This window comes from Methylophaga thalassica, from assembly GCF_030159795.1.
In the GTDB taxonomy this organism is placed as follows: Bacteria; Pseudomonadota; Gammaproteobacteria; order Nitrosococcales; family Methylophagaceae; genus Methylophaga; species Methylophaga thalassica.
In genome coordinates this window covers 553,941-573,735 of sequence record NZ_BSND01000005.1, presented here as the reverse complement: position 1 = coordinate 573,735, position 19,795 = coordinate 553,941, and the positions used below count along the sequence as shown (strand labels likewise).

The following is a 19,795-nucleotide window of genomic DNA, read 5'->3' as shown; positions in this document are numbered from 1 at the left end:
GAGCTTATGACGGTACAGTGTCTAAGCCCATAAAGTACAAACTATAAGCAAGGAAGCACTATGGCAGAAGATCCTCTTTCCCCTATTTTCAAAAAACCATTTGATGAAGTAATTCACCGCCTAGATGAGCTTTTATCTCAGAGTGGCAGAGCTTTCCTGCTTGGTGCTGGCTGTAGCAAATGTGCCAGTTTACCTTTAACTGCGGAGCTGACTGAAAAAGTTCTAGCCGATGGTGAGCTTGATGGTGGTGCTTCTGCCATTCTGCAAGCAATAAAGGATGAATTTGAAGGAGCTGAGCCTCCTGCGCATATTGAAGATTATCTGAGTGAACTAGTTGATTTAACCGCGATTGCCAGTCGACGACAGTCTAGAAATGCTGCCAGTCAGACCGTATCAATTGGTGGAAATGACTACACAGAGCCAGAACTACTATCGGCTATTGAGCACATTAAGAAAGCAGTGGCCGATATTATCGGAGCATCTGTAAATATTCATACACATAAACGCTTCGTATCGGCAGTTAACCAGCACTCAGCACGACCTGGGAAGTATTCACAAGCGCAATCTGTAGACTACCTGATTTTGAACTATGACACGCTTGTTGAGGATTCTTTAGCATTGGCCCAAATACCTTTTTCAGATGGGATGGAGGGCGGAGTATGTGCTTGGTGGAATCCTGACACATTTGAGCGCTCAGATCTTGGAGCAAGGGTATACAAATTACACGGATCAATTGATTGGTATGAAATAGCAGGTAGCACACTGCCTCAACGTGTCCCAATGAGAATTGAGCCTAGCGATATTGGTCAGCAACGAATTCTAATTTGGCCAGCCTCAACCAAGTATCGTGAAACTCAATTAGATCCATATGCTCAGCTTGCTGATCGAGCCAGAAGAGTCCTAAACCCTCAGCGTGGTACTCAAAGAGTCTTAGTTATTTGCGGTTATAGCTTTGGTGACTCCCATATCAATATCGAAATAGAGCGTGGACTGAAGGCCTCATCTGGCGATCTGACGGTGATTGCATTTACAAATGAGGATGAGCCAGCCGGGAAATTAAAAGAATGGCATGAAGATGAAAGCATAACTGAACAGGTACTTATTTTTGCCAATAAAGGTTTTTTCCATGGGCGCGATGTTCGGCGATCTGATGATCCACTTCTTTGGTGGCAGTTTGAACATATAACTTCCATTTTGGAGGGTAAAAAATGAGTAAGCCTGACTCAGTCCATGGAAAGCCAATTGAAAACCTGGCCATAGGCAAAGTTATAGAAGTCGACGGTTCACGGTTAATTGCCGAGCTAGATCCAAACATTTCAGAGTTATCCCGAGTTTATGCAGGTGAAACCTATCCCATTGGTCAGTTTGGCTCGATAGTTAAAGTCCATTTCGGAAGAAAGTCGATCTATGCATTAGTTGGCCGTTTGAGGATGAAAGCTGACTATCAAGTTGAGAAGGGGTTAGCGTTATCGGCCTCTGCAGATGAGCGAATTATTGAGGCAGACCTTTTTGGGGAGAGCGAGTGGGCTCAAAATCATGATGGCCAAGCTCTATTAAAATTCGACAGAGGGGTTGCCACTTATCCTCTGCCTCAGCAAACGCTTTATATTACGCCCAAGTCAGAGTTACGTTTTATATATGGTGATGCCAATGGCGCTGTTATCTCTTTGGGCTACCATGTCGGGTCAGGTGGAGCACCATGTTATGCAGATTTGAATGAGCTGTTGGGTAAACACACAGCAGTGTTAGGTTCAACAGGAGCTGGTAAATCAGGTACTGTAGCAGCAATCATTCACAGCATTTTGGATCGTGGTAATGAAGCCCAATATGCTAACTGGCATCCTCAAATTATCATTCTTGATCCCCATAATGAGTATGGAAAAGCTTTTGATGGACACCAAAGGCTTTCAACAGATGAGGGCTCTTTAAAGTTGCCATACTGGCTCTTAGATTTAGAAGAGTCACTTAGCCTATTCATAGGCAAAACAGAGTTCGCGGCCACGTCCCAGTCAAACATTGTAAAAAATGCTTTGATTGATGTTCGTGAGCAGGCCGCGAAAGCTCTTGATCTAGATACATCCAAACTTACCGTAGACTCACCTGTACCCTACATGTTGGGCTCTACGATAGGGCTTGATGATTTTGGAAAGATTGATGGCAACCGTTACGAAGTGGGACTGGTTGGGGCAATAAATAAACAAAGACCAGATAACAACAATAGAAGTCAGCATGAGGATTTTAACAAGGTAATCCGGAAGATTGACTCATTACTCAAAGATGGACGTCTGAGGTTTATGATGGATTTATGGAATGGTGAAGGTGATCCATTACCTGAAATCATGAACCAGTTTTTGACGGATCAATCAAAGGTACAAATTGTTGACTTGTCAGGCGTGCCTAATGAGGTTGCGGGTACAGCCAGTGCTGCAATTTCACGCATGATTTTTCAGATGAAAGTCTGGCAAAGCGAGGAAGAGAGAAAAAACAGCCCGGTGCTACTTGTATGTGAAGAAGCCCACCGTTATGTACCAAACCGTGGAGAAGCTCAATACGAGGCTGCTCAGAATGCTGTTAGGCGAATCGCTAAAGAGGGGCGAAAATACGGTGTTGGCTTACTCCTAGTGTCACAACGACCTAGTGAAGTTGAAGCAACGGTTCTATCACAATGCAACTCCTGGATCGTACTACGTATAACAAATGATGCCGATCGCGAGCATGTTAGGTCCATATTGCCAGACACAATGTCGGGTTTAACAAAAATGTTGTCTGGATTACGACGCCAGGAAGCGATTTTTGTAGGTCAGGCGGCTACATTACCATCAAGAATAATGATTAGAGATCTTTCAGAAAATCAGGTGCCTCGATCCAACGACATCGATTTTGATGGTGGTTGGCAAGAACCGGCGATGATTATAGATAATTTATCTGAAGTTGCCCAGCGTTGGAGGTATCAACAAAAATGAGTTCCATGCCTAAATAGACTCAGTTTTAGATTTTGTAGGCTGTCCTGGTCACCAATACAAACTATTGGTGGTTTGTGGGGCGACTTAAACGAGGCTTAATGAAATTGTGAGTAGCCCCTCTAAGTCATTCACCCTCGACAAGCAGGCCCTTTGGTGAGAACTAAAAAGAAAAAACATGAAGAATAAATCAGTATCAATTCGTAAGGCTGTCGGTTATCTGAATAATGAAGAGCAAGATGGTGGTTTTTGGTTACCTAATATCCAAAGGCCTTTTGTATGGAAGGAAGAGCAGATCGAGAAATTGTTCGACTCTCTAATGAGAGAGTATCCAATCAGTACTTTGCTTGTATGGCGAACACAGTCTGCAATTAAAAGAAGACGTTTCATAGATCTTTATAAGGATGGTGTGAAACTTTCTAATTATCATGTGCCTGAGGATAAAAAGACCAAAATGTTGGTGCTGGATGGGCAACAGCGACTGCAGAGTCTCTTTATAGCCTTGAAGGGAAGCTATAACAAGAAGGAGCTTTATTTCCATATACTGAGTGGGGGACAGAAAAATCCAGAGGAGATGAGATACCGTTTTCAGTTTATGGAGCCAGAAAAAGCGAGCTTTCCATGGGTCAACTTCAAAGAAATTGTTTTTTCTAACAGGGTTATGCCCAGTCAATTGGCTGACCACATTATAACGACCTCCTCTGCTACTGCTTCAGATGAAAGCCATAGAATAATGGAGGAAAATATCTGGCGTGCTCATAACGTTTTCGTCAACCAAGAGGCCGTCAATTACCAAGAGTTAGATAGCATTGATAATCCAGATGCCTACTCTGAAGATGATGTTGTAGAGATCTTTATTCGTGCTAACTCTGGCGGCACAAAGCTCGGTAAGTCTGATCTATTGTTCTCACTGCTTACAGCCTCATGGGAGGATGCGGATGAGGCGATGGAAGATCTTATCAGTGAACTCAATGCTACCGGTTATGAATTTAGTAGGGACTTTATATTGAAGACCTGCTTAGTATTGCTGGATAAAGGCGCAGCCTACGATGTAAGAAAATTCCGTGAAGAGACAACAAAGAGCCAGATCATTGAGCGTTGGGAAGACATTTCAAATGCAATTAAGGCTGTGAGAGATTATCTCTATGGCAAGACTTACATCAAATCAGATCATGCCTTGCCATCATATTTAGGTCTGATACCCCTGATCTATTTAAGATATAAATATCCAGAGAAGTGGGCGAAAAACAGACACGTAGATGCCTACCTTTTCAGGACCTTACTCTGTGGCGCGTTTAGTGGAAGACCAGATAATCTTATTGATAAATGTATCAAGAGGATAAACAAAGACGAGGACATGATTGCCGAGTCCATGTTTGATGTTATTCATAACGATGGTCGAAACATGGATGTCTCAGATGAGTCGATTTTGCACTCCAGCTACGGATCAAAAAACATTCATCTTTTATTTAACCTCTGGTACAGAGAGTTTGATTACAACCCGTCTTACCAGGGTAACTCACCAGAAGTTGATCATATTTTTCCTCAATCGATGTTGCGATCACAGAAGACTGAAGTACCGGAAACGGGTAAATGGGTCATGCGCTACCAAGCGGGGGCCAGAGATCAGATTGCCAACTGTATGTTGCTTACATCTGATGAGAATGGCTTCCAGAACAAAAACGATACCTTGCCGGAAGAATGGTTCTCAGATAAGCCCAGACATTATCTAGATTTGCACCTGATACCTGATAACCCAGAGCTGTGGAAGCTGGAGAATTATGAGCTATTCATAGAGGCGAGAAAGCAGCTCATCCTCAAGAAATTCCGCCCTATCTTGGAGAACCTTGGGGTAGTAACCAGTGAACGTTATATTCCTGATGCCGTAAGCGATAGGACAACGCCTGCTCCAGTAGAACGGATCGTAGCTCCTTCTGCAGATGCTACTGAAATGGTTGAATCGGATGATTCTGAAGTGGTGGCTACTAGAGCGATACAACCAGTTCCTGAGCCGCTACAGCATGACACTTCTGTAGGTGAAGTTGCTGATGCAGAGCAGCTACTTGGTAATGTCTTCACGCTTATAACCGAGCCAACAAAGTATGTTGCAGGCTATCGTGCTCCGAATGGTCTTGAGCTTGCCCTTATGAGAACAACCAAGTCCTTAACGGTTTGGACGGAGCAAGTGGATGGCTATGACGCTATAGGTCTAGTGCCAGAAAAAAATTACTCATCACTTGAACCAAGAAATTCCAACTTAAATAGAAAAAATACGCCAAAGCTACGGCTAGGGTTCCCGGCCATGGTATGGAAGTTGGAGAGTGTTGATGAGTTGATGGATCTAATTAATTGGTACAGTAATGCCGAGAGTCAGGTCTTAATCTAATCTGTGGCGATGATAAGTTTCGATTGACTATGCCTACCGGAAATCGATGGCGAGATCAGTCTAGGAACCAATGCCTAGACTGGTCTTGATTTCCCAAGTTGAGTATAGTTCCAGCTTGCTAGGCCGCGACTCTCCAGTTAAGTTTCGGTACTCTGTTTTTATCGCGCAGCCACTCTCCGCCGGCATAGAGTTTATGAACAAGCGTCTGAAAATACTGGCAAGTCAGTATTTCACTGTGCTTTATATATCCCGACAGTCTGGCAGTGTAATACTCGCGTTTTATGATAGCTCTTCATCTGCCGCGCTTCGCTTGTCTGATAGCTACAGCAATCAGGCTACCTGAATACTGTAGCTATCTCTTGGTTTAGGCATCATGATTATTAATGTAGTGATTCCCTGTAGCGTAACTCAGCATTGGCAGGGCCTCTACGACTAAGCGTTCCACTTAAGCATTAATGTAGTAATTCCCTGTTCCAGTGCTTCAGGCAATATCCCAATATGAATGTAGTGATTCCCTGTAGTTGAAAATAACGGAGTCAGTTGGGAGAAGAGCCTATATTGCCATCATTATTTAGCTGCGAGATTTGCTTAGATAGATCATGTGTTTTGTCGGTCACGCTCAAAATCTTTTTGTCAGTGATCTTATCTCCATCACAGTGGACCATTTCAGCGAAGTGATAAACCTGACCTAGGGTTGACTCACTCAGTTCAGGTGACCACACACACGCCATATCGCTTCACAGCTAAAACATAAAATGACATAAGAAATCCTTTTCTCAGTGTGATTAATGATTATTGTATTTCTCTACTTCCTCGATAGCTTCATCCAGCCGTTGTTTATTTTCTGGACTCGCCTCAAGGTGTGTGTGAGCATCCTCAGATGCTTCACACTTCATAATCCAGTAGGCAAAGACGCACCCCATCAAGATGATGATGAAAAGTGCGATAATATTTTCGATATCCATGATAACCACATTCACTATTTGAGATAGCGGCTCACTCCACCTGCACCGGCTAAGGCAACTTGGCTAAGCGTGCCACCAAAACCACCTACTCCACCAGAAATTGCTACGGCAAATTTTCCTGTAGCGAATAGTGCCAGTATGGAGACAAGGCACATCGACATCAATGCCCCAACATCTGAAAATGAATTGGCGGTTATGACAATGTTTTGGATTTCTGCATCGACACCCAACGGGATATCAAAATAGGCCTTCATCATAACGGCAACCAGGGAACCATTTACTCGGATAATGACGGCATAAAATAAAAAGCCTAGAAAGAAACGAAGCCAGCCATCAAACAAGGTCGCCGTTTTATCCAACAATAGGAAAGGCAGGAAAAACCAACCAATGAGTTTTGCCAGGGCAAAGCCCCATATTGACCATGCCATTCCGAAGAATGCGGCAATGCTGACAAGCCACAATAACCCTGTGCAGATGAACAGCATCAAAACATTCATCAAGTCAGGCATAAGACTCCAGCTATCATCAGTAAATGAGATTTTATCGACTACGTTGCTGAGATATGACGTGATAAAAAACACGTCATCATTGCCAACGATGGTGTATTGGATTATGCCGGCAAGATCTCCAGACCAGGTGAGTAAACCTGTGGTCAGGATATCGTAGAAATCAATCAGAATTTGCACGATTGAGATAAGTAAAACAACGGCAAAAATATCAATGAGTTCAGCGCTGTCCATAGCCCACTTGGACAGGATCATTGATAACCGAATAGTAGCGAAAGTGATAAATTCAGCATTGATAAACTGTGCAGCCTTGGAGTCTGGTGCCAACAACGCCTCTACATACGAGCCCACTTCTCTCAGAAAGGTCTCAAATGAGCTATGAGCCACTTTGTAACTGCCATAGTCGACATCTGCAGCAATAGCCATGTTTGAGTCTAATAACAGCCACAGCAAGCCTGTCAGAAACCCCAGAACCCATGCTTTTTTGTGGAGTTCATATTCCTTTTGAACTTTGCTTTTATACATTACTCGCACTCCGGTTCTCTGCTCTCGATGAAGGCCTTTTGCTTTTCATCCAGTGAGATGACGCAATGACGGTCAGGGTCATGATCACGCAGGTAAATAAGCTGATTGATTTCATACTTCAGCTTGAATTGAGTCAGCTCCCCCGGTTGGATTTCATCAGAGCTATACAAGTCCGCATCTTTAGCGTTTTGGAGTTGAGTTTCAATTGCCTCAATAGCTCGAGTGATATCTTCGTCGCTTTTGTTGATGAAGTGTTTGGCAAGGTATTCAGGTGTTCCTCTGATTCGTCCATCTATACGATAGGGCCGCTCAACTCGTGTAAAACAATCGAGTCGTTTTACAACAGGTACTTTTTTACACTCGCTCTCACGTGCCTTATCAATTGCTTTTTCAACTATGGCGTAGTCAGTATCTATGACCGCGTCATCACTGGTGATTATCTCTGCATGCGCTGGCATCATGGCTGCCAGTAAGCCAAAAACTAGAGTTCTCATCATCAATTCCTTTTGTTTACAGCCCCAAGTCTGCCCAATTAGTAATGCCAGATAACTCAGGTTTATTATCTTTGACTGCCTCCAACCTGGCGGCCTCGTTTTCTAGGCGCTTCGCCTTTTGAGCTGCATAGAGCGCTGAAGGGGGCTCATAGGTTTGTAGCAGTTGATTGAGCATCGTTGCCTGACCTTCCAGCTGATTGGAAAGCATGATTTGCTGGGATGCTATTTGTTGAAGTGTTGCTAGATCAGATTCATCCCCAAGCGATTTAAGCAGGGATTTATTTCTCTCTCTTATCCTGTGAAGTTTGGCGATCTGTTGTCTATTGGAAGCCACCATTTCAAGTTGATTGGAGTACTTGGAATAGGTTTGATTGGCTTGATCCATATTGGATTGAAATGCAGCCGTGTCTGTGACACCGGCTGACTCAAATCTAGTGATGACATCGTCTGTCGACTTGGGGGCAAGACCATATTCGTTCAGAACGCTACGAACATCTTCTTGATATGTCGGTGAAGTGTGATCCATGGAAGGGATAACCGATATATCAGCACTGCCATAAAATTGCTCAACAGTGCCAATCAACATATCCCATTCGCTTGCTGAGATCTGATTCTGTAATCCTTGGATCTGATTCAGATAGTGACCGTACTCCCTGAGAACTTGTTGGTAGTCGGTCAGCATCTGCATCATCTGACTCTCCTGTAATCCAGTTTGGATCATGTATTCTTTGTAATCTCTCAACTGTTGTTGATATTGCAGGACGGTTTCTGCGATGTGAGCCACATCAACAACCGGGATACCCGTTGCATAGACGTTCACAGAGCACAGACTATTGAAGAAAATAACTGCAGCAATAATGTGTTTTTTCATGGTTGTTTCCTGAATTAATTCCAGTTAAAAAAGAGACCCTAAGATAGGGTGACTGCGAGCAGACTTGTCTGATCCAGGTGCTCCATTGCAGCCTTATGCACCTGTTTACTGATAAGGCATACCTGTGGTGAATGAGAAGCGTTGCCTGATTTTGTCGCTTCGAGCATCAGCCATCACAAGCTCACCGTCGCGGATTTGCTGCTTGAATTTCCCTGTTTTATCTCGATACACGACTGGCCAGAAGTCGTCGTTAAACCGTTTCTGATAACGACTCATTAACGACGCTGAAGGGAAAATGTATTCAACATGTTCGTAATGCTCCGATTTCATATTTTCAATCTGTTCAAGAAAGCCCGCGTAGATACGATTACGACTTTTCTGAGTGATTTCGACCTCTAAGGCATGCCAGACACCATTTTTCATATAGACGGCATCTGGACGCTTGCCCTTGGTAATTTCAGTGACGTGTTTATCAAATCGGAAGTTGAATGGACGACTCAGATCCGCACGTGAGATTACGGCTTGTTGAACATTGAGGTTATGTATCAGGTTGGAGCCGGTGATTCGACTCTCTGTCATGGAATACGACTCTGCTAACTCTGATAGCAGGAACGCATAGTTTCGCCCTTGGTGAGACAAAATAATGACGTTCTCTCTGATAAAAGGGTGCCGGATAAATTTGAACAGGCCTGACTTTTTTAAAGATGCAAAGAAATTGCTCTGATGTTGTCGGTTGAGCCCGAGAGCAGAGCATAGGATTCTGGGAGTGGTGTAGTGAAATTCCAAAACCCACTCGATCAGAAAATCCCGTTTTTCTTCAAATCGTGCATGTTTATCCATAAACATTCTCCCTATACTTGATTTTTCGGTTCCGAAAAAGCACAGACTTCAATCAAAAGATCAGCTATTTTTCGGAACCGAAAAATAGAGACCTAACTTGTGTCATCGATTATTTTGCGGCCTAGTAAAATAGCGTTGACACAATGACGACATTCGCGACTTTTTCTATCAAAAAGCGAATGAGTCAGTGCATCGCCCTTGTGATTGATAAACCACAAGGGCGATCACACCTGGTGGCCAACCACCTGGATGCGAGCAGAGCAATTTCAGCCAGAAATTGCGGTCTCATTTGTGCCTTCCCAAAGGCATAAATGTGATGCTCGTTCCGTCAGCTTCCGTTCAGGATCTGACGGAATGACAAACGGCCAAGTTTGTCACTAATCGCTATGGTCAGCCCCTAGGCTGAACAAGCATGGTTTTGGCCCAAGCCAAAAATATGCGTTAGTGATTGCGCCCCCGTCATGCAAGTGCCATCCAGGTTAAGCACAGCGATAATCAATCAACGCATAACAAGTAATGTCATCATTAACCATCATTTCGCACGCAGCCTGACTACCTGTTTCGTGGGTCGAGCGTCCAGCGAGAGTTGCGGCCTCAAGCCACAACCGAGGCGATAAATAACCCCATGCAATGTGGTTTCGCCGAAGCCTGCGAAGCAGGTAGTCAGGCTGCGTGCAGTCCTGACGGGGGCGCTTCAAATTCATCATCATTATTTGCTCCATTTTCATCAGGGGCATTATCCAGGCAGGCAAAAAACGCTCTTTTTTGACTGTTATATCAGCGTTTTGCGAGGTGGTTGGGAATTCGTCCAGAATCAACCACGTCGTATTAAAAACGCGATTACATGCGATATCTAATGCGATATGAGCTCACATAAAGTCATGCGTGAGTCAGGCCTCATTGATTCACGCATACAGAAATGTAGTAATGTCATTATTGGGAAGGCTGAGTTATTGCTCGCATGCAGTTGCTTTCAATCAATGACTTCATTGCTTCAATACCTGCAGTCAGATCGTCATGGGTGACAGAGAACTTTTGTCCGTTGTAAGTCTTTTCGATTAAGAAAAGGCCATCAGGTAGTTCTGTGATTTCATTTTTTGATACATGTAGTCCAATCATAGAAACAGTGTTTTTATTCATTTGCTCGCTTCTTTGTTAAGTAAATTTCAGTTATCCACAATTTTTTTACTCTAAAAGATCTATATATCTATATATAAGGAAGAGACCCGTATCATATTTGATACGACCCCCAGCTCATATTTGATACTACCCCCATATCATATTTGACCCGGCTCATTTTTGAGCTGTGGATAAAGTTCGGTAAGTTTTTTTCTAAAATTCGGTGGTGTTTTCGGGTTTTGCAAGGCGCTTAAAATTGAGTCCATTTCTTCTTTTGTTAGATCAACGTCATGACTGATGTTGATATTAACCACGTTGTTATAGAAGTTGATGGTCATATTCTCGATGCTGACAGATACATCACTGGAGAGCTCACCTCCGGCTAGATATTTCTTTATTTCATCTCGAACCTTCGTCTCAGTAGCAGGTGCGTATTCCCACTTAGCTAATTTCGGCTCACCATCAACGACTAGTGGAACATGCTCAACTAAGTGGTACTGATTAACTTGTCCGTTACGTGACTTGTTTCTGAGATATTCATTCTTTACCAGGTTCGATATAGAGCGCTTAATCGTAGCAGTCGATAAACCTGCCATTTCAGACAGTCTTGGAGCAGCAATTTCTACCTCACCTGTTTTGTAATTGGCATAAGACTTAATCAAAAGATACAAATAAATATCCGTCGTATTTATTTTCTTTTGTCTTAGGGCACTTGCCATGGTGGTGAGCGTTGCCCGAATAACTCGGAACCAATTTAGGTCATTAGTTGGTTTCATAGATATTGGTCAAATGACGTTTATTAGGAAGAAAAGGTCGGTTTAATGCCACTAATTGGCAGCCTAAACCTCCTGCTCATTTGACGTCAGTTGTGCTGTTAGCCACTTACTTAGCTCGCTTACCGGAAATAGTCGACGACGTCCGATTTTGATCGAGGGTGGCATGGCGTCTCCTCTGCTTAAACGGTTTCTTATTGTTCCTACATCCATGTGAAGGACATCTGCCAGCTCTGCGACAGTAAGTAAATGAGTATCATTGAATGACATGAAATTATGCTCCAGAACGATATCGGATGGTTTTGGTGCATGTTATGCTTCAAGTGACAGTAGAAAAAGGTAAAGAATTGATTCTTTAGAATGTATTTTTTGCAGGAGTGCAAAATGGCAGGAAGACCTCCAAAAGAGGCTACTCGATTACCAACATGGGAAATTAGACTTCAGGCATGGGCTTTCCAATTGAAAAGAGAGTTCTGTCTAAGTCAAGAGATCACGGACATGGGTGCTGTAAGAGATATTGATCTTTATAACTTTGTCCATAATAGGTTGCCACTGTCCATTCGCATGTCCACTCGCAATAAAAAGCAAAACTTTTGCGATCCAACTACTGACAATGAAAAGCAATACTTTTGCGATCCAACCACTTTTAGTCGTTGGTTAAAGAGAAAAAGCGATCCCCCTCCTAGCAAGAGAGAGAAATTGTGCATTGCTTCACCTGACTCAGGGCAATTCCTCGTTCCAGATCATTCATTTATAGGCATACCAGCGCTATTGACAGCACTCGACTGTTACTTGTGTGCTAGATCTGCTGAACTTAGGCCATCTTTGCTGGCTCCGGATGATCAAGAAAGACTGGCAGAACGATGTTTGAGTGAAATTGCAAAAAAATGGCGAATTCCTTTTGTCTATGAAGGGGAAAAAACGTGGCAAAAAGATTTCGCAGTAAACGACATTTCTTTATCTTTACTTTGTACGCATAGCGTATCAGCTATACCAATGTTCTTGTGCAGTTCCGTCACGGATAAAATATTAAGTGACGAATCGGCTTTATGTGATTGGTATCTTGATATCATGATTTCTACACTGTTTGTTTCTGCAAGGCTGCATCAAAATATTTTTGACGACCCACACAGAGATTTAACGGAGGCAGAGTACCGCAGATTTCATTCAGAATATAAAAATTTAGTGGGCACCCCCTCAAACTTACTTAGGTTCTTGGGACTTCTAATAAGTGCAGAGTTTCCTATCGGCAGTGGAGCAATGGCTCTTGCATGCGTGAGTAATGACATTGTTGAAGTTGAAGAGCCTGAAAAGTTATTAATTGCTGTCTTGGCTGGGTATCAAAAGTTATCAAATGAATTTGAGAAATTAGGTTTTTCATGGGGAGACTTGGCCAAAGTAATAGCAAAAACTTTAAAGTTAGCTGATCCTATTATGAATGTGTTTTTGCCGCTAGTTCATATAGAGCCCATATCAATACAACATTATAGGTATTATGAAAAAACAAAAATCAATTTGAATACATTGGTTCTGTATCACTTAGATACGGAGGATGGGATTAGCCTTAAAAGGCAACTCATACATGATTCAGGGTACGTTTCAGATAAAACGAGCCTTTCACAAAAGCTAGGATTGTGGGGAGATCCCTCAAAAATTTTATGTGACCCACACAATGATAGTGAGTTTGCATGGGGCTATGGAGGAAGAGGTCCATACCAACTGGCATACACCATGTTGAAAGATCTTTTCAAAACTGCAGGTGTTTCTGAAGAGGTTGAATTTTATCATTGTGAAATAGTTGTTTACAGACTGTTGTCTAGATTTCCTGGCGATGTTTCATATACCGTGTCATCACGACAGCTACTACATGTACTTGGAAAACCATTGGTTTCAGAGAAAGATAGAATGCAATCTATTTCTTCTTCAATGAATCGATTTTTACTCAAGGGCTGTGTTTTTTCCAACTCAGGAACCTAACAGAATTTACAATATTGTTCAGAATCATTCTCGAACTATAAAAATGATAGTTCGGGGCTACTAAAAATTATTGGATTAGATAAAACGCAAGAAGCCTCTTTCTAGAGGCTTCTTTTTTTTGGGGGTAGGTAATGGCCTTGTTTACATTTCTTTCTCTGTAACCCATCCCTTATTCGTTTTAATAAGCATCATTGCATGTTTGGGTTCGGTATTACCGTATCCACCTTTTAAGCCTGATTCAGTGATCTTGAAAATCTTGCTCAGGTTTTCATTTTTTGACCACTCTGGTCGATCACTGACATTGAGAACATAATTTACACGAGACACCGTGTATCCCCGCATCGTGTTAGGTTCAGTAAAGTTAGTGACCTCTGTTACTTGAATACTGCCATAACAAAAGCTACCACTCCCATCATAGTATTTCTCGCCAGTGCTAGATAAAGAATAACCATCGCCAGCTTGTTCAATTAATCCGGCATCATTCAAGGCACCTAACTTATCTTCGAGAGAAGCACCGCCGATGTTCCAATCTAATGTTTTCTGATTTTCGTAAGGGAATTTTAGACCTGCTGATATGCAAGTCGCGGGTTTATCTAAAGAGTTGTAGTAATTTTGAAGAACATTTTTAAAGTTTTTTTCGCTGGCTTGATCGCTTGAGCAGCCGGTTACAGCAAAACTAAAAAAAATTGCAGTAAGAAAAGATTTACATAATTTCACATCACTCTCCATAGTGGTTAAGATTCCAGATTCTCTTTCAGAATAAAACAAATGCAAGTATTTGTCGTTAATACACACTCAAAAGATTAGAATATTTGGGACAAATTTGGGACACTAACAACGTGATTATTCGTGACTTAGTGTGCTTAGTCGTTATACTAAGTGATAGTAAAATCAGGGTGTTATAGAATACCCCTTTATAAAACAAAAGGTTAAATCCGTCTCCTAAGGGGAAGGCCACAGGTTCGACTCCTGTCGGGGACGCCATTTATCTTATTTTTTCAATAACTGACACATTCATTGCTGCAGTTTTTCTACCCATACAACGTTCTATAGCGACTATCTTGAGACACTGAACAGGGCTGTTTCGACAGGTCGAGAAGCGAACGAAAGTGCTGTCTTTTAGGCTTTTTCGAGGATGAAGTGATATTTGTTATCGACCTCTGAAGTATCAACCAACTGATTACCCGTCATTTTGCAAAAAGCGGGAATATCTTTGTTGGCACCTTTATCGGTCGCAATTAACAAAAGCCGCTGCCCAGATGCCATGTCTGCGAGTGCTTTTCGGGCTTTCAGTACGGGAAGAGGGCAATTGAGTCCGGATGTATCAATTTCTTTATGAAATTCTGACATACTAGTTGTCCAATTTATTCTTAAAATGTGACGCAATGATAAACGGATTTGTATTCACTGTCTTGCTGGAACCGTGCGCCTTTGTGGTAGGTCTATTTAGCTTATGAGAACAATATTTCACATCGTCAGCGTACTTTTCTTTTGTCATCTGAGCACAAGCTGGGCGCTGGATATTGCTTTACCTGAAATGGGCGATAGTGCCGGTGAGTTGATTTCTCCCCGAGAAGAGCAGGAGATAGGTCAGGCTTTTTTCTGGCGATTACAACAAAGCACAGAGCTGGTCGAAGACCCTGAAGTGACGAGTTACATTCAATCTTTGGGGTATCGATTGGCCTCAAACAGTAATGAGCCTAATTTAAACTACACTTTTTTTGTGTTGCCAGATGGTGCCGTTAATGCTTTTGCCACTCCAGGTGGCTATGTTGGTGTCAACTCAGGTTTGATCATAACGGCTGCCAATGAAGACGAATTGGCTTCTGTTATGTCGCATGAGATAGCTCACATTACTCAACGTCATATTTTGAGAAGTTTTGAGAACTCAAAGCGTATGACTATACCTCGTACTGCAGCCATGATAGCGGCTGCGTTATTAGGGGCGGCAGATCCCAAAGCTGGTTCGGCTGCCATTATGGCTGTGCAGGCAGGGAGTATTCAGAGTCAGATTGATTACACTAGAGCGAATGAAGCAGAAGCTGACAACATTGGTATGCAAACACTGGTTAAATCTGGGTTTAATCCGGAAGCCATGCCGAGCTTTTTTGAGAAGCTACAACAAGCAAGTCGATTTTATGGGGGGGATGCTATTCCAGAGTTTTTACGGACTCACCCTGTTACTACGTCACGTATCGCCGACTCCAGAGGTAGAGCCTCACAATATCAAGTTAAGCCTCGGCTTTCCGATCATGAACAGTTCTATTTAATTAAAGAAAAGCTGCGTGTGATGACGGCACAAGATATTCAGGAAGTCATTAAGTATTATCAGCACCAGTTGACTAGAGATGAGCTGACGAACAAGGACCCTGTCAATTATGGATATGTGCTGGCCTTGATTAAAAATGCACAATACACAGCGGCTCGGCAGCGTTTAATGCCATTAATCGAAAGGGAACCTGATCGCCTAGCCTATCAGCTCGCTCTAGCGGACATTGAATTATCTGTTGGTAGAGTAAAAGCAGCACTGGATATTTACGAGGATAATCAGCGCCTATATCCAGATGACCGGGCGTTGACTCTGAATCAGGTGCATGCTCTATTAAGAACGGCTAGGCCAGTAGAAGCCGCTAAGCTATTGCAAACCCAGATAGAGTTAGGTGAAGGGGGGCGCCAGATTTATAAACTCATGGCGCAAGCAAAAGGTGATACGGGACAAAAAAGTGAGTCCCACGCTTGGCTAGCAGAATATTATTACGAATCTGGTTTACTTAAAGCGGCTGCCGATCAGCTGCATTTGGCAGCAGAGGCAGCAGGTCGTGATGAATATCAACTATCAAAAATTGCTTCACGATTAAGAGAGGTTGAGAATGCCATGAGCGAAATGGAAAATTAAACGTGATGGATAATTCAAATAAAAGCCGACGTCATTTTTTAAAGAGTGCTATTTCTGCATCGACCTTGGCTCTGGTCGCAAGTACGGGCTTATTAGCTCCCAAGAGAGTGTTAGCTCATTGGCCCTCTGATGCCTTTACAGCTGATACAGTAGAGGATGCCTTGTTAGCACTGCTAGGACAGGCTCAAGATATTCCAGAAGATAAAGTCAGTTTTAAAGTAGGCTCACCACCCAGCTATGCGGTAAATGGTGCTTCCGTTCCTTTTGAGGTGCGCTCTTCTTTGGAAAATATTGAGCGTATCGCTATCTTGGTTGAGAAAAATCCTAATCCTCTGGCAATGAGTCTCGAATTAACCTCAGATGTAAAGCTGCCATTCAAAAGCATGATTAAAGTGGCTGAAGATTCAAAAATTATCGCTGTTATCAGAGCGGATGGTAAGTTATACAAAACCTCACGTGATATTTCAGTGGATATTGGAGGCTGCGCTTAATGGCCATTACTGCTAGAGATCGAATTCGTGCGAAGTTGAAAGATGGTGATACCACCGTTCGTTTATTGCTTGCCCATCCGATGCATACGGGAAGAGGCAAGGATGAAAAAGGTGAATTGATTCCAGCGGAGTTTATTCAGGATATTCGTTGCTGGCGAAATGGGAACGAAGTCATGGCGTTAAAGTGTGGAACGGCTACTGCACGTAACCCTTATTTTTCTTTTCAATTAGCTGGTGGAGCACTGGGCGATAAGATTATGATTCGATGGGTGGATAACCTTGGCGCCAAAGGCGTAACTGAAACTGAGTTACGATGAGTCTTAAATTAAAAGTTAATCTGTTTTTTACCGCTTTATTGTTGCTTTCATTACTGGCAAGCACAGGTGTATTGATATCGAATGCTCGCCAGTCAGTGCAGGTTGAAGTCGAAGACACCATGAATGCCGCAGCACGACTTATCACCCTAACTCTAGCTGATAAGCCTCTCAATCGTGACCACGGTATCAACGAACAAATTCATGAAATGGTCAAGGCCTTAAGTCAAATCAGAAGTTTACATATTCTGATGTTCGATACTCAGGGGCTGCTGTTTGAAGGTGAGCCTGACGAAACGCTAAAAGTTGAGCCACCTCAATGGTTTGTAAAAGTATTGTTTCCTGAAATTACTCCTCTATCGAAACGTTTTGGTACTGGGCATATGGTCATCTATGCGGCGCCAATGCAGGAAATTAGTGACCGTTGGATGGATATAAGAGGGATTTTAGCCTTAGGGCTAGTCGTTTTTGTATTCGTCAGCGTATTTCTCTACTGGGGCGTAGACTGGTTTCTTAGGCCATTGCAGAGACTATTACAGGTCTTATCTGCGTTTGAGAAAGGTGATCTGCATTTACGTTTACCTGACTTTAGTTTGGGGGAAATGAATCAGATTAGCCAGACATTTAATCGGATGGGGCAAGCACTTGAATTAAGTATGGCTGAAAACCAACGCTTGGCAATGCTAGTAAGGCAGTCTGGTGATGCTATTTTGTCTTTGGATCATGCAGGGAATATTACCTTCTGTAATTCGACAGCAGAGCGTTTATTTGCTAAACAAACCCCGGTTTTAAAAGGTGAAGCGCTTGCTAATTTAGGTTTCCAACAGTCTCATCAACAGATAGCGTCTATCCTAGAAAACTGTGAAACCACTGAAAATATGGAAACGACACTTTTGAGGCCGGATGGTGAAAAAGTATCACTTCTCATGTCAACAGTGCCCTTGTTTGATAAGGAGCAGCAAGTTATTGGCCTGATTTGTACCTTGCGTGATATCACCGAACTAAAACAGGCTGAAGCTGCCAGAACGCAACTCAGGGAAACACGTTTGCTGACACAGCATATGGATGAAGTACAAGAAGCGGAGCGACGCCATCTTGCTAGAGAGCTGCATGATGAATTAGGGCAATGCCTTACTGCGATTAAGACGGATGCCGTGTTAATCCGTAACCGCACCGAGCAGACTGAACCACGTGTATTCAATAGTGCTCAAGCAATTATTGATACAGCGAGTCATATCTACGATGTGGTGCATAATATGATCACGCGCCTGAGGCCAAGTCCTCTCGATGATTTAGGCTTGGTGCCGACATTGCAACAGGCGATTACCAGCTGGCAAGAGCGAGAGCCCGATATTCACTTTGATATACAAGTCTCTGGAAAGCTGGATAATTTGAATGAAATGATGAATATGACCGTATTCCGTGTTGTGCAGGAAGCCATAACCAATGCGGTTCGACATGCCGAAGCAAGCCAGATTCATGCGCTTGTTAAGACACAGAAAGCCAGTAACAGCGAGTTTGATAATCTTATTATCGAGATTAAAGATGACGGCAAAGGCATGGTCGTTAAAGACTTGCATTCCGATGTTGATTTTGGATTGCTAGGTATGCGTGAACGTGCGCAGAGTCTTGGTGGTGAGTTTCAACTAATTAGTGAGCCAGGTCATGGCGTTAAGATCAGCGTAATTATTCCTCTTAGAACGGACAGATTATTATGAGTCTGGATAAAAAAACAATATTGTTGGTTGATGATCATGAATTGGTCAGAGCAGGATTCCGCCGTCTTTTAGAGGATGGAGATAAGTTCACGGTAATCGCTGAAGCAGGGAGTGGAGAACAAGCCGTTCAGGATTTTAATAAGTATCACCCTGATGTGGTCGTAATGGATATTTCTATGCCGGGCATCGGAGGTGTGGGAGCCATTGAAAGAATTATTGCAAGAGAATCGTCAGCAAAAATACTGGTGCTGAGTGTGCATGAAGATAGTGTCTTTACCACCAGAGCCATGCAAGCCGGTGCCTTAGGTTTCATACCTAAACGAAGTGCACCTGAAGAAATGTTGAGAGCTGTAGAAATGGTCGCTCAGGGAAAAACCTGTATTGCACCTGAAATCGCTCAGCAACTCGCTATGCAAAAGCTAACAGGGTCTGAAAATCCCGTGGACGTGCTCAGTCAACGTGAGTTTGAAGTATTTCGACTGCTAGCCGAAGGGAAAACCGTGAACGAAATTGCCGATATTCTCAACTTGAGCCCGAAAACGGTAGGAACCCACCATACCAATATCAAACAGAAGTTGAATGTATCGAATTCGGCTGAGCTAGCAAGACTGGCCATCCGCTGTGGTTTGGTCGATGCCTAAGTATTCATCATTCAGAAAAATCCTGAGTTTTATCGAGTAAAAACCTCTCCGAATTCTTAACTGAACTGCGTAAAGTGTGAACCATGGAATTCAGCCAATAGTGGTTGAATAAATGAAGAGGTATTTATCATGTGGACTAAACCAGAATATTCAGACATGCGTTTCGGTTTCGAAGTAACAATGTACATCTGCAACCGCTAAACGCCTTTCTCATACAGAGAATACAAAAAGCCCCGCAAAGGGGCTTTTTTTTGCCTATCCCTTTTGTAAAAGGGAATTTCTCCTATCTCCAAGACATCTCGGCAATACTAAAATGATT

The 19,795-nt window shown here is 42.9% G+C and carries 22 protein-coding genes; 11 read left to right on the top strand and 11 right to left on the bottom strand.

The features are described 5' to 3' along the window. The first annotated feature begins 60 nt into the window (after positions 1 to 60). The 4 genes from QQL60_RS09935 (at position 61) to QQL60_RS09920 (ending at position 5,689) form a co-directional block, all read left to right on the top strand. Positions 61 to 1,212, top strand: a complete 1,152-nt coding sequence (locus tag QQL60_RS09935) for an SIR2 family protein (RefSeq protein WP_284723210.1) — start codon at positions 61 to 63, stop codon at positions 1,210 to 1,212. Then, entirely contained in the window at positions 1,209 to 2,963 is a 1,755-nt protein-coding gene (locus QQL60_RS09930) for an ATP-binding protein (RefSeq protein WP_284723209.1), read from the top strand. Before QQL60_RS09935 ends, QQL60_RS09930 begins: the two co-directional genes overlap by 4 nt. 175 nt (positions 2,964 to 3,138) lie before the next feature. Continuing rightward, a complete protein-coding gene (locus QQL60_RS09925; protein WP_284723208.1) occupies positions 3,139 to 5,346 on the top strand; it encodes a GmrSD restriction endonuclease domain-containing protein in 2,208 nt (735 codons plus the stop codon). Between the two features lie 70 nt (positions 5,347 to 5,416). Further along, complete coding sequence (locus QQL60_RS09920; RefSeq protein ID WP_284723207.1) at positions 5,417 to 5,689, top strand: hypothetical protein; 273 nt, start codon at positions 5,417 to 5,419, stop codon at positions 5,687 to 5,689. Positions 5,690 to 6,131: 442 nt separating this feature from the next. On the opposite strand, the gene QQL60_RS09915 is transcribed toward QQL60_RS09920, so the two are convergent. The 9 genes from QQL60_RS09915 to QQL60_RS09875 all read right to left on the bottom strand — a co-directional run bounded on the left by QQL60_RS09915 (position 6,132) and on the right by QQL60_RS09875 (position 11,709). Continuing rightward, positions 6,132 to 6,311, bottom strand: a complete 180-nt coding sequence (locus tag QQL60_RS09915; RefSeq protein ID WP_284723206.1) for a hypothetical protein — start codon at positions 6,309 to 6,311, stop codon at positions 6,132 to 6,134. Positions 6,312 to 6,325: 14 nt separating this feature from the next. Further along, entirely contained in the window at positions 6,326 to 7,342 is a 1,017-nt protein-coding gene (locus QQL60_RS09910; protein ID WP_284723205.1) for a type IV secretion system protein, read from the bottom strand. Then, positions 7,342 to 7,839, bottom strand: a complete 498-nt coding sequence (locus QQL60_RS09905) for a hypothetical protein (RefSeq protein ID WP_284723204.1) — start codon at positions 7,837 to 7,839, stop codon at positions 7,342 to 7,344. The genes QQL60_RS09910 and QQL60_RS09905 overlap by 1 nt, the downstream gene beginning before the upstream one ends. A 13-nt stretch (positions 7,840 to 7,852) precedes the next feature. Further along, a complete protein-coding gene (locus tag QQL60_RS09900) occupies positions 7,853 to 8,707 on the bottom strand; it encodes a hypothetical protein (RefSeq protein WP_284723203.1) in 855 nt (284 codons plus the stop codon). Positions 8,708 to 8,812: 105 nt separating this feature from the next. Beyond that, a complete protein-coding gene (locus QQL60_RS09895; RefSeq protein WP_284723202.1) occupies positions 8,813 to 9,547 on the bottom strand; it encodes a hypothetical protein in 735 nt (244 codons plus the stop codon). A 479-nt stretch (positions 9,548 to 10,026) separates the two neighbouring features. Beyond that, positions 10,027 to 10,257 carry a hypothetical protein gene (locus tag QQL60_RS09890; RefSeq protein ID WP_284723201.1) on the bottom strand — a complete coding sequence of 77 codons (231 nt, stop codon included), beginning with the start codon at positions 10,255 to 10,257 and terminating at the stop codon, positions 10,027 to 10,029. A gap of 223 nt (positions 10,258 to 10,480) precedes the next feature. Further along, a complete protein-coding gene (locus tag QQL60_RS09885; protein WP_284723200.1) occupies positions 10,481 to 10,687 on the bottom strand; it encodes a hypothetical protein in 207 nt (68 codons plus the stop codon). A gap of 137 nt (positions 10,688 to 10,824) precedes the next feature. Next, a complete protein-coding gene (locus QQL60_RS09880) occupies positions 10,825 to 11,442 on the bottom strand; it encodes a helix-turn-helix domain-containing protein (protein ID WP_284723199.1) in 618 nt (205 codons plus the stop codon). Between the two features lie 63 nt (positions 11,443 to 11,505). Continuing rightward, complete coding sequence (locus QQL60_RS09875; protein ID WP_284723198.1) at positions 11,506 to 11,709, bottom strand: helix-turn-helix domain-containing protein; 204 nt, start codon at positions 11,707 to 11,709, stop codon at positions 11,506 to 11,508. A 114-nt stretch (positions 11,710 to 11,823) separates the two neighbouring features. Between QQL60_RS09875 and QQL60_RS09870 the strand changes: the two genes are divergently transcribed. Next, positions 11,824 to 13,416, top strand: a complete 1,593-nt coding sequence (locus QQL60_RS09870) for a DUF6166 domain-containing protein (protein WP_284723197.1) — start codon at positions 11,824 to 11,826, stop codon at positions 13,414 to 13,416. Between the two features lie 141 nt (positions 13,417 to 13,557). On the opposite strand, the gene QQL60_RS09865 is transcribed toward QQL60_RS09870, so the two are convergent. Further along, on the bottom strand, positions 13,558 to 14,133 hold the full coding sequence (locus QQL60_RS09865; RefSeq protein ID WP_284723196.1) for a hypothetical protein: 576 nt from the start codon (positions 14,131 to 14,133) through the stop codon (positions 13,558 to 13,560). A gap of 402 nt (positions 14,134 to 14,535) precedes the next feature. Then, positions 14,536 to 14,766, bottom strand: a complete 231-nt coding sequence (locus QQL60_RS09860) for a sulfurtransferase TusA family protein (protein WP_284723195.1) — start codon at positions 14,764 to 14,766, stop codon at positions 14,536 to 14,538. A 103-nt stretch (positions 14,767 to 14,869) separates the two neighbouring features. On the opposite strand from QQL60_RS09860, the gene QQL60_RS09855 reads away from it, so the two are divergent. From QQL60_RS09855 to pqqA, 6 genes are all read left to right on the top strand, one after another. Further along, a complete protein-coding gene (locus QQL60_RS09855; RefSeq protein WP_284723194.1) occupies positions 14,870 to 16,312 on the top strand; it encodes a M48 family metalloprotease in 1,443 nt (480 codons plus the stop codon). A gap of 5 nt (positions 16,313 to 16,317) precedes the next feature. Beyond that, positions 16,318 to 16,803, top strand: a complete 486-nt coding sequence (locus QQL60_RS09850) for a thiosulfate oxidation carrier protein SoxY (RefSeq protein WP_284723193.1) — start codon at positions 16,318 to 16,320, stop codon at positions 16,801 to 16,803. Beyond that, the gene (gene soxZ, locus QQL60_RS09845) at positions 16,803 to 17,120 is read left to right on the top strand and encodes a thiosulfate oxidation carrier complex protein SoxZ (RefSeq protein WP_284723192.1); all 318 of its coding nucleotides are present in this window, start codon (positions 16,803 to 16,805) and stop codon (positions 17,118 to 17,120) included. The genes QQL60_RS09850 and soxZ overlap by 1 nt, the downstream gene beginning before the upstream one ends. Beyond that, positions 17,117 to 18,835 (top strand): PAS domain-containing protein, encoded by a 1,719-nt coding sequence (locus tag QQL60_RS09840; RefSeq protein WP_284723191.1) that lies wholly within the window; start codon positions 17,117 to 17,119, stop codon positions 18,833 to 18,835. Before soxZ ends, QQL60_RS09840 begins: the two co-directional genes overlap by 4 nt. Continuing rightward, complete coding sequence (locus QQL60_RS09835; protein WP_284723190.1) at positions 18,832 to 19,476, top strand: response regulator; 645 nt, start codon at positions 18,832 to 18,834, stop codon at positions 19,474 to 19,476. The genes QQL60_RS09840 and QQL60_RS09835 overlap by 4 nt, the downstream gene beginning before the upstream one ends. 129 nt (positions 19,477 to 19,605) lie before the next feature. After that, positions 19,606 to 19,677, top strand: a complete 72-nt coding sequence (gene pqqA / locus QQL60_RS09830) for a pyrroloquinoline quinone precursor peptide PqqA (RefSeq protein ID WP_081443609.1) — start codon at positions 19,606 to 19,608, stop codon at positions 19,675 to 19,677. Positions 19,678 to 19,795: the final 118 nt, after the last annotated feature.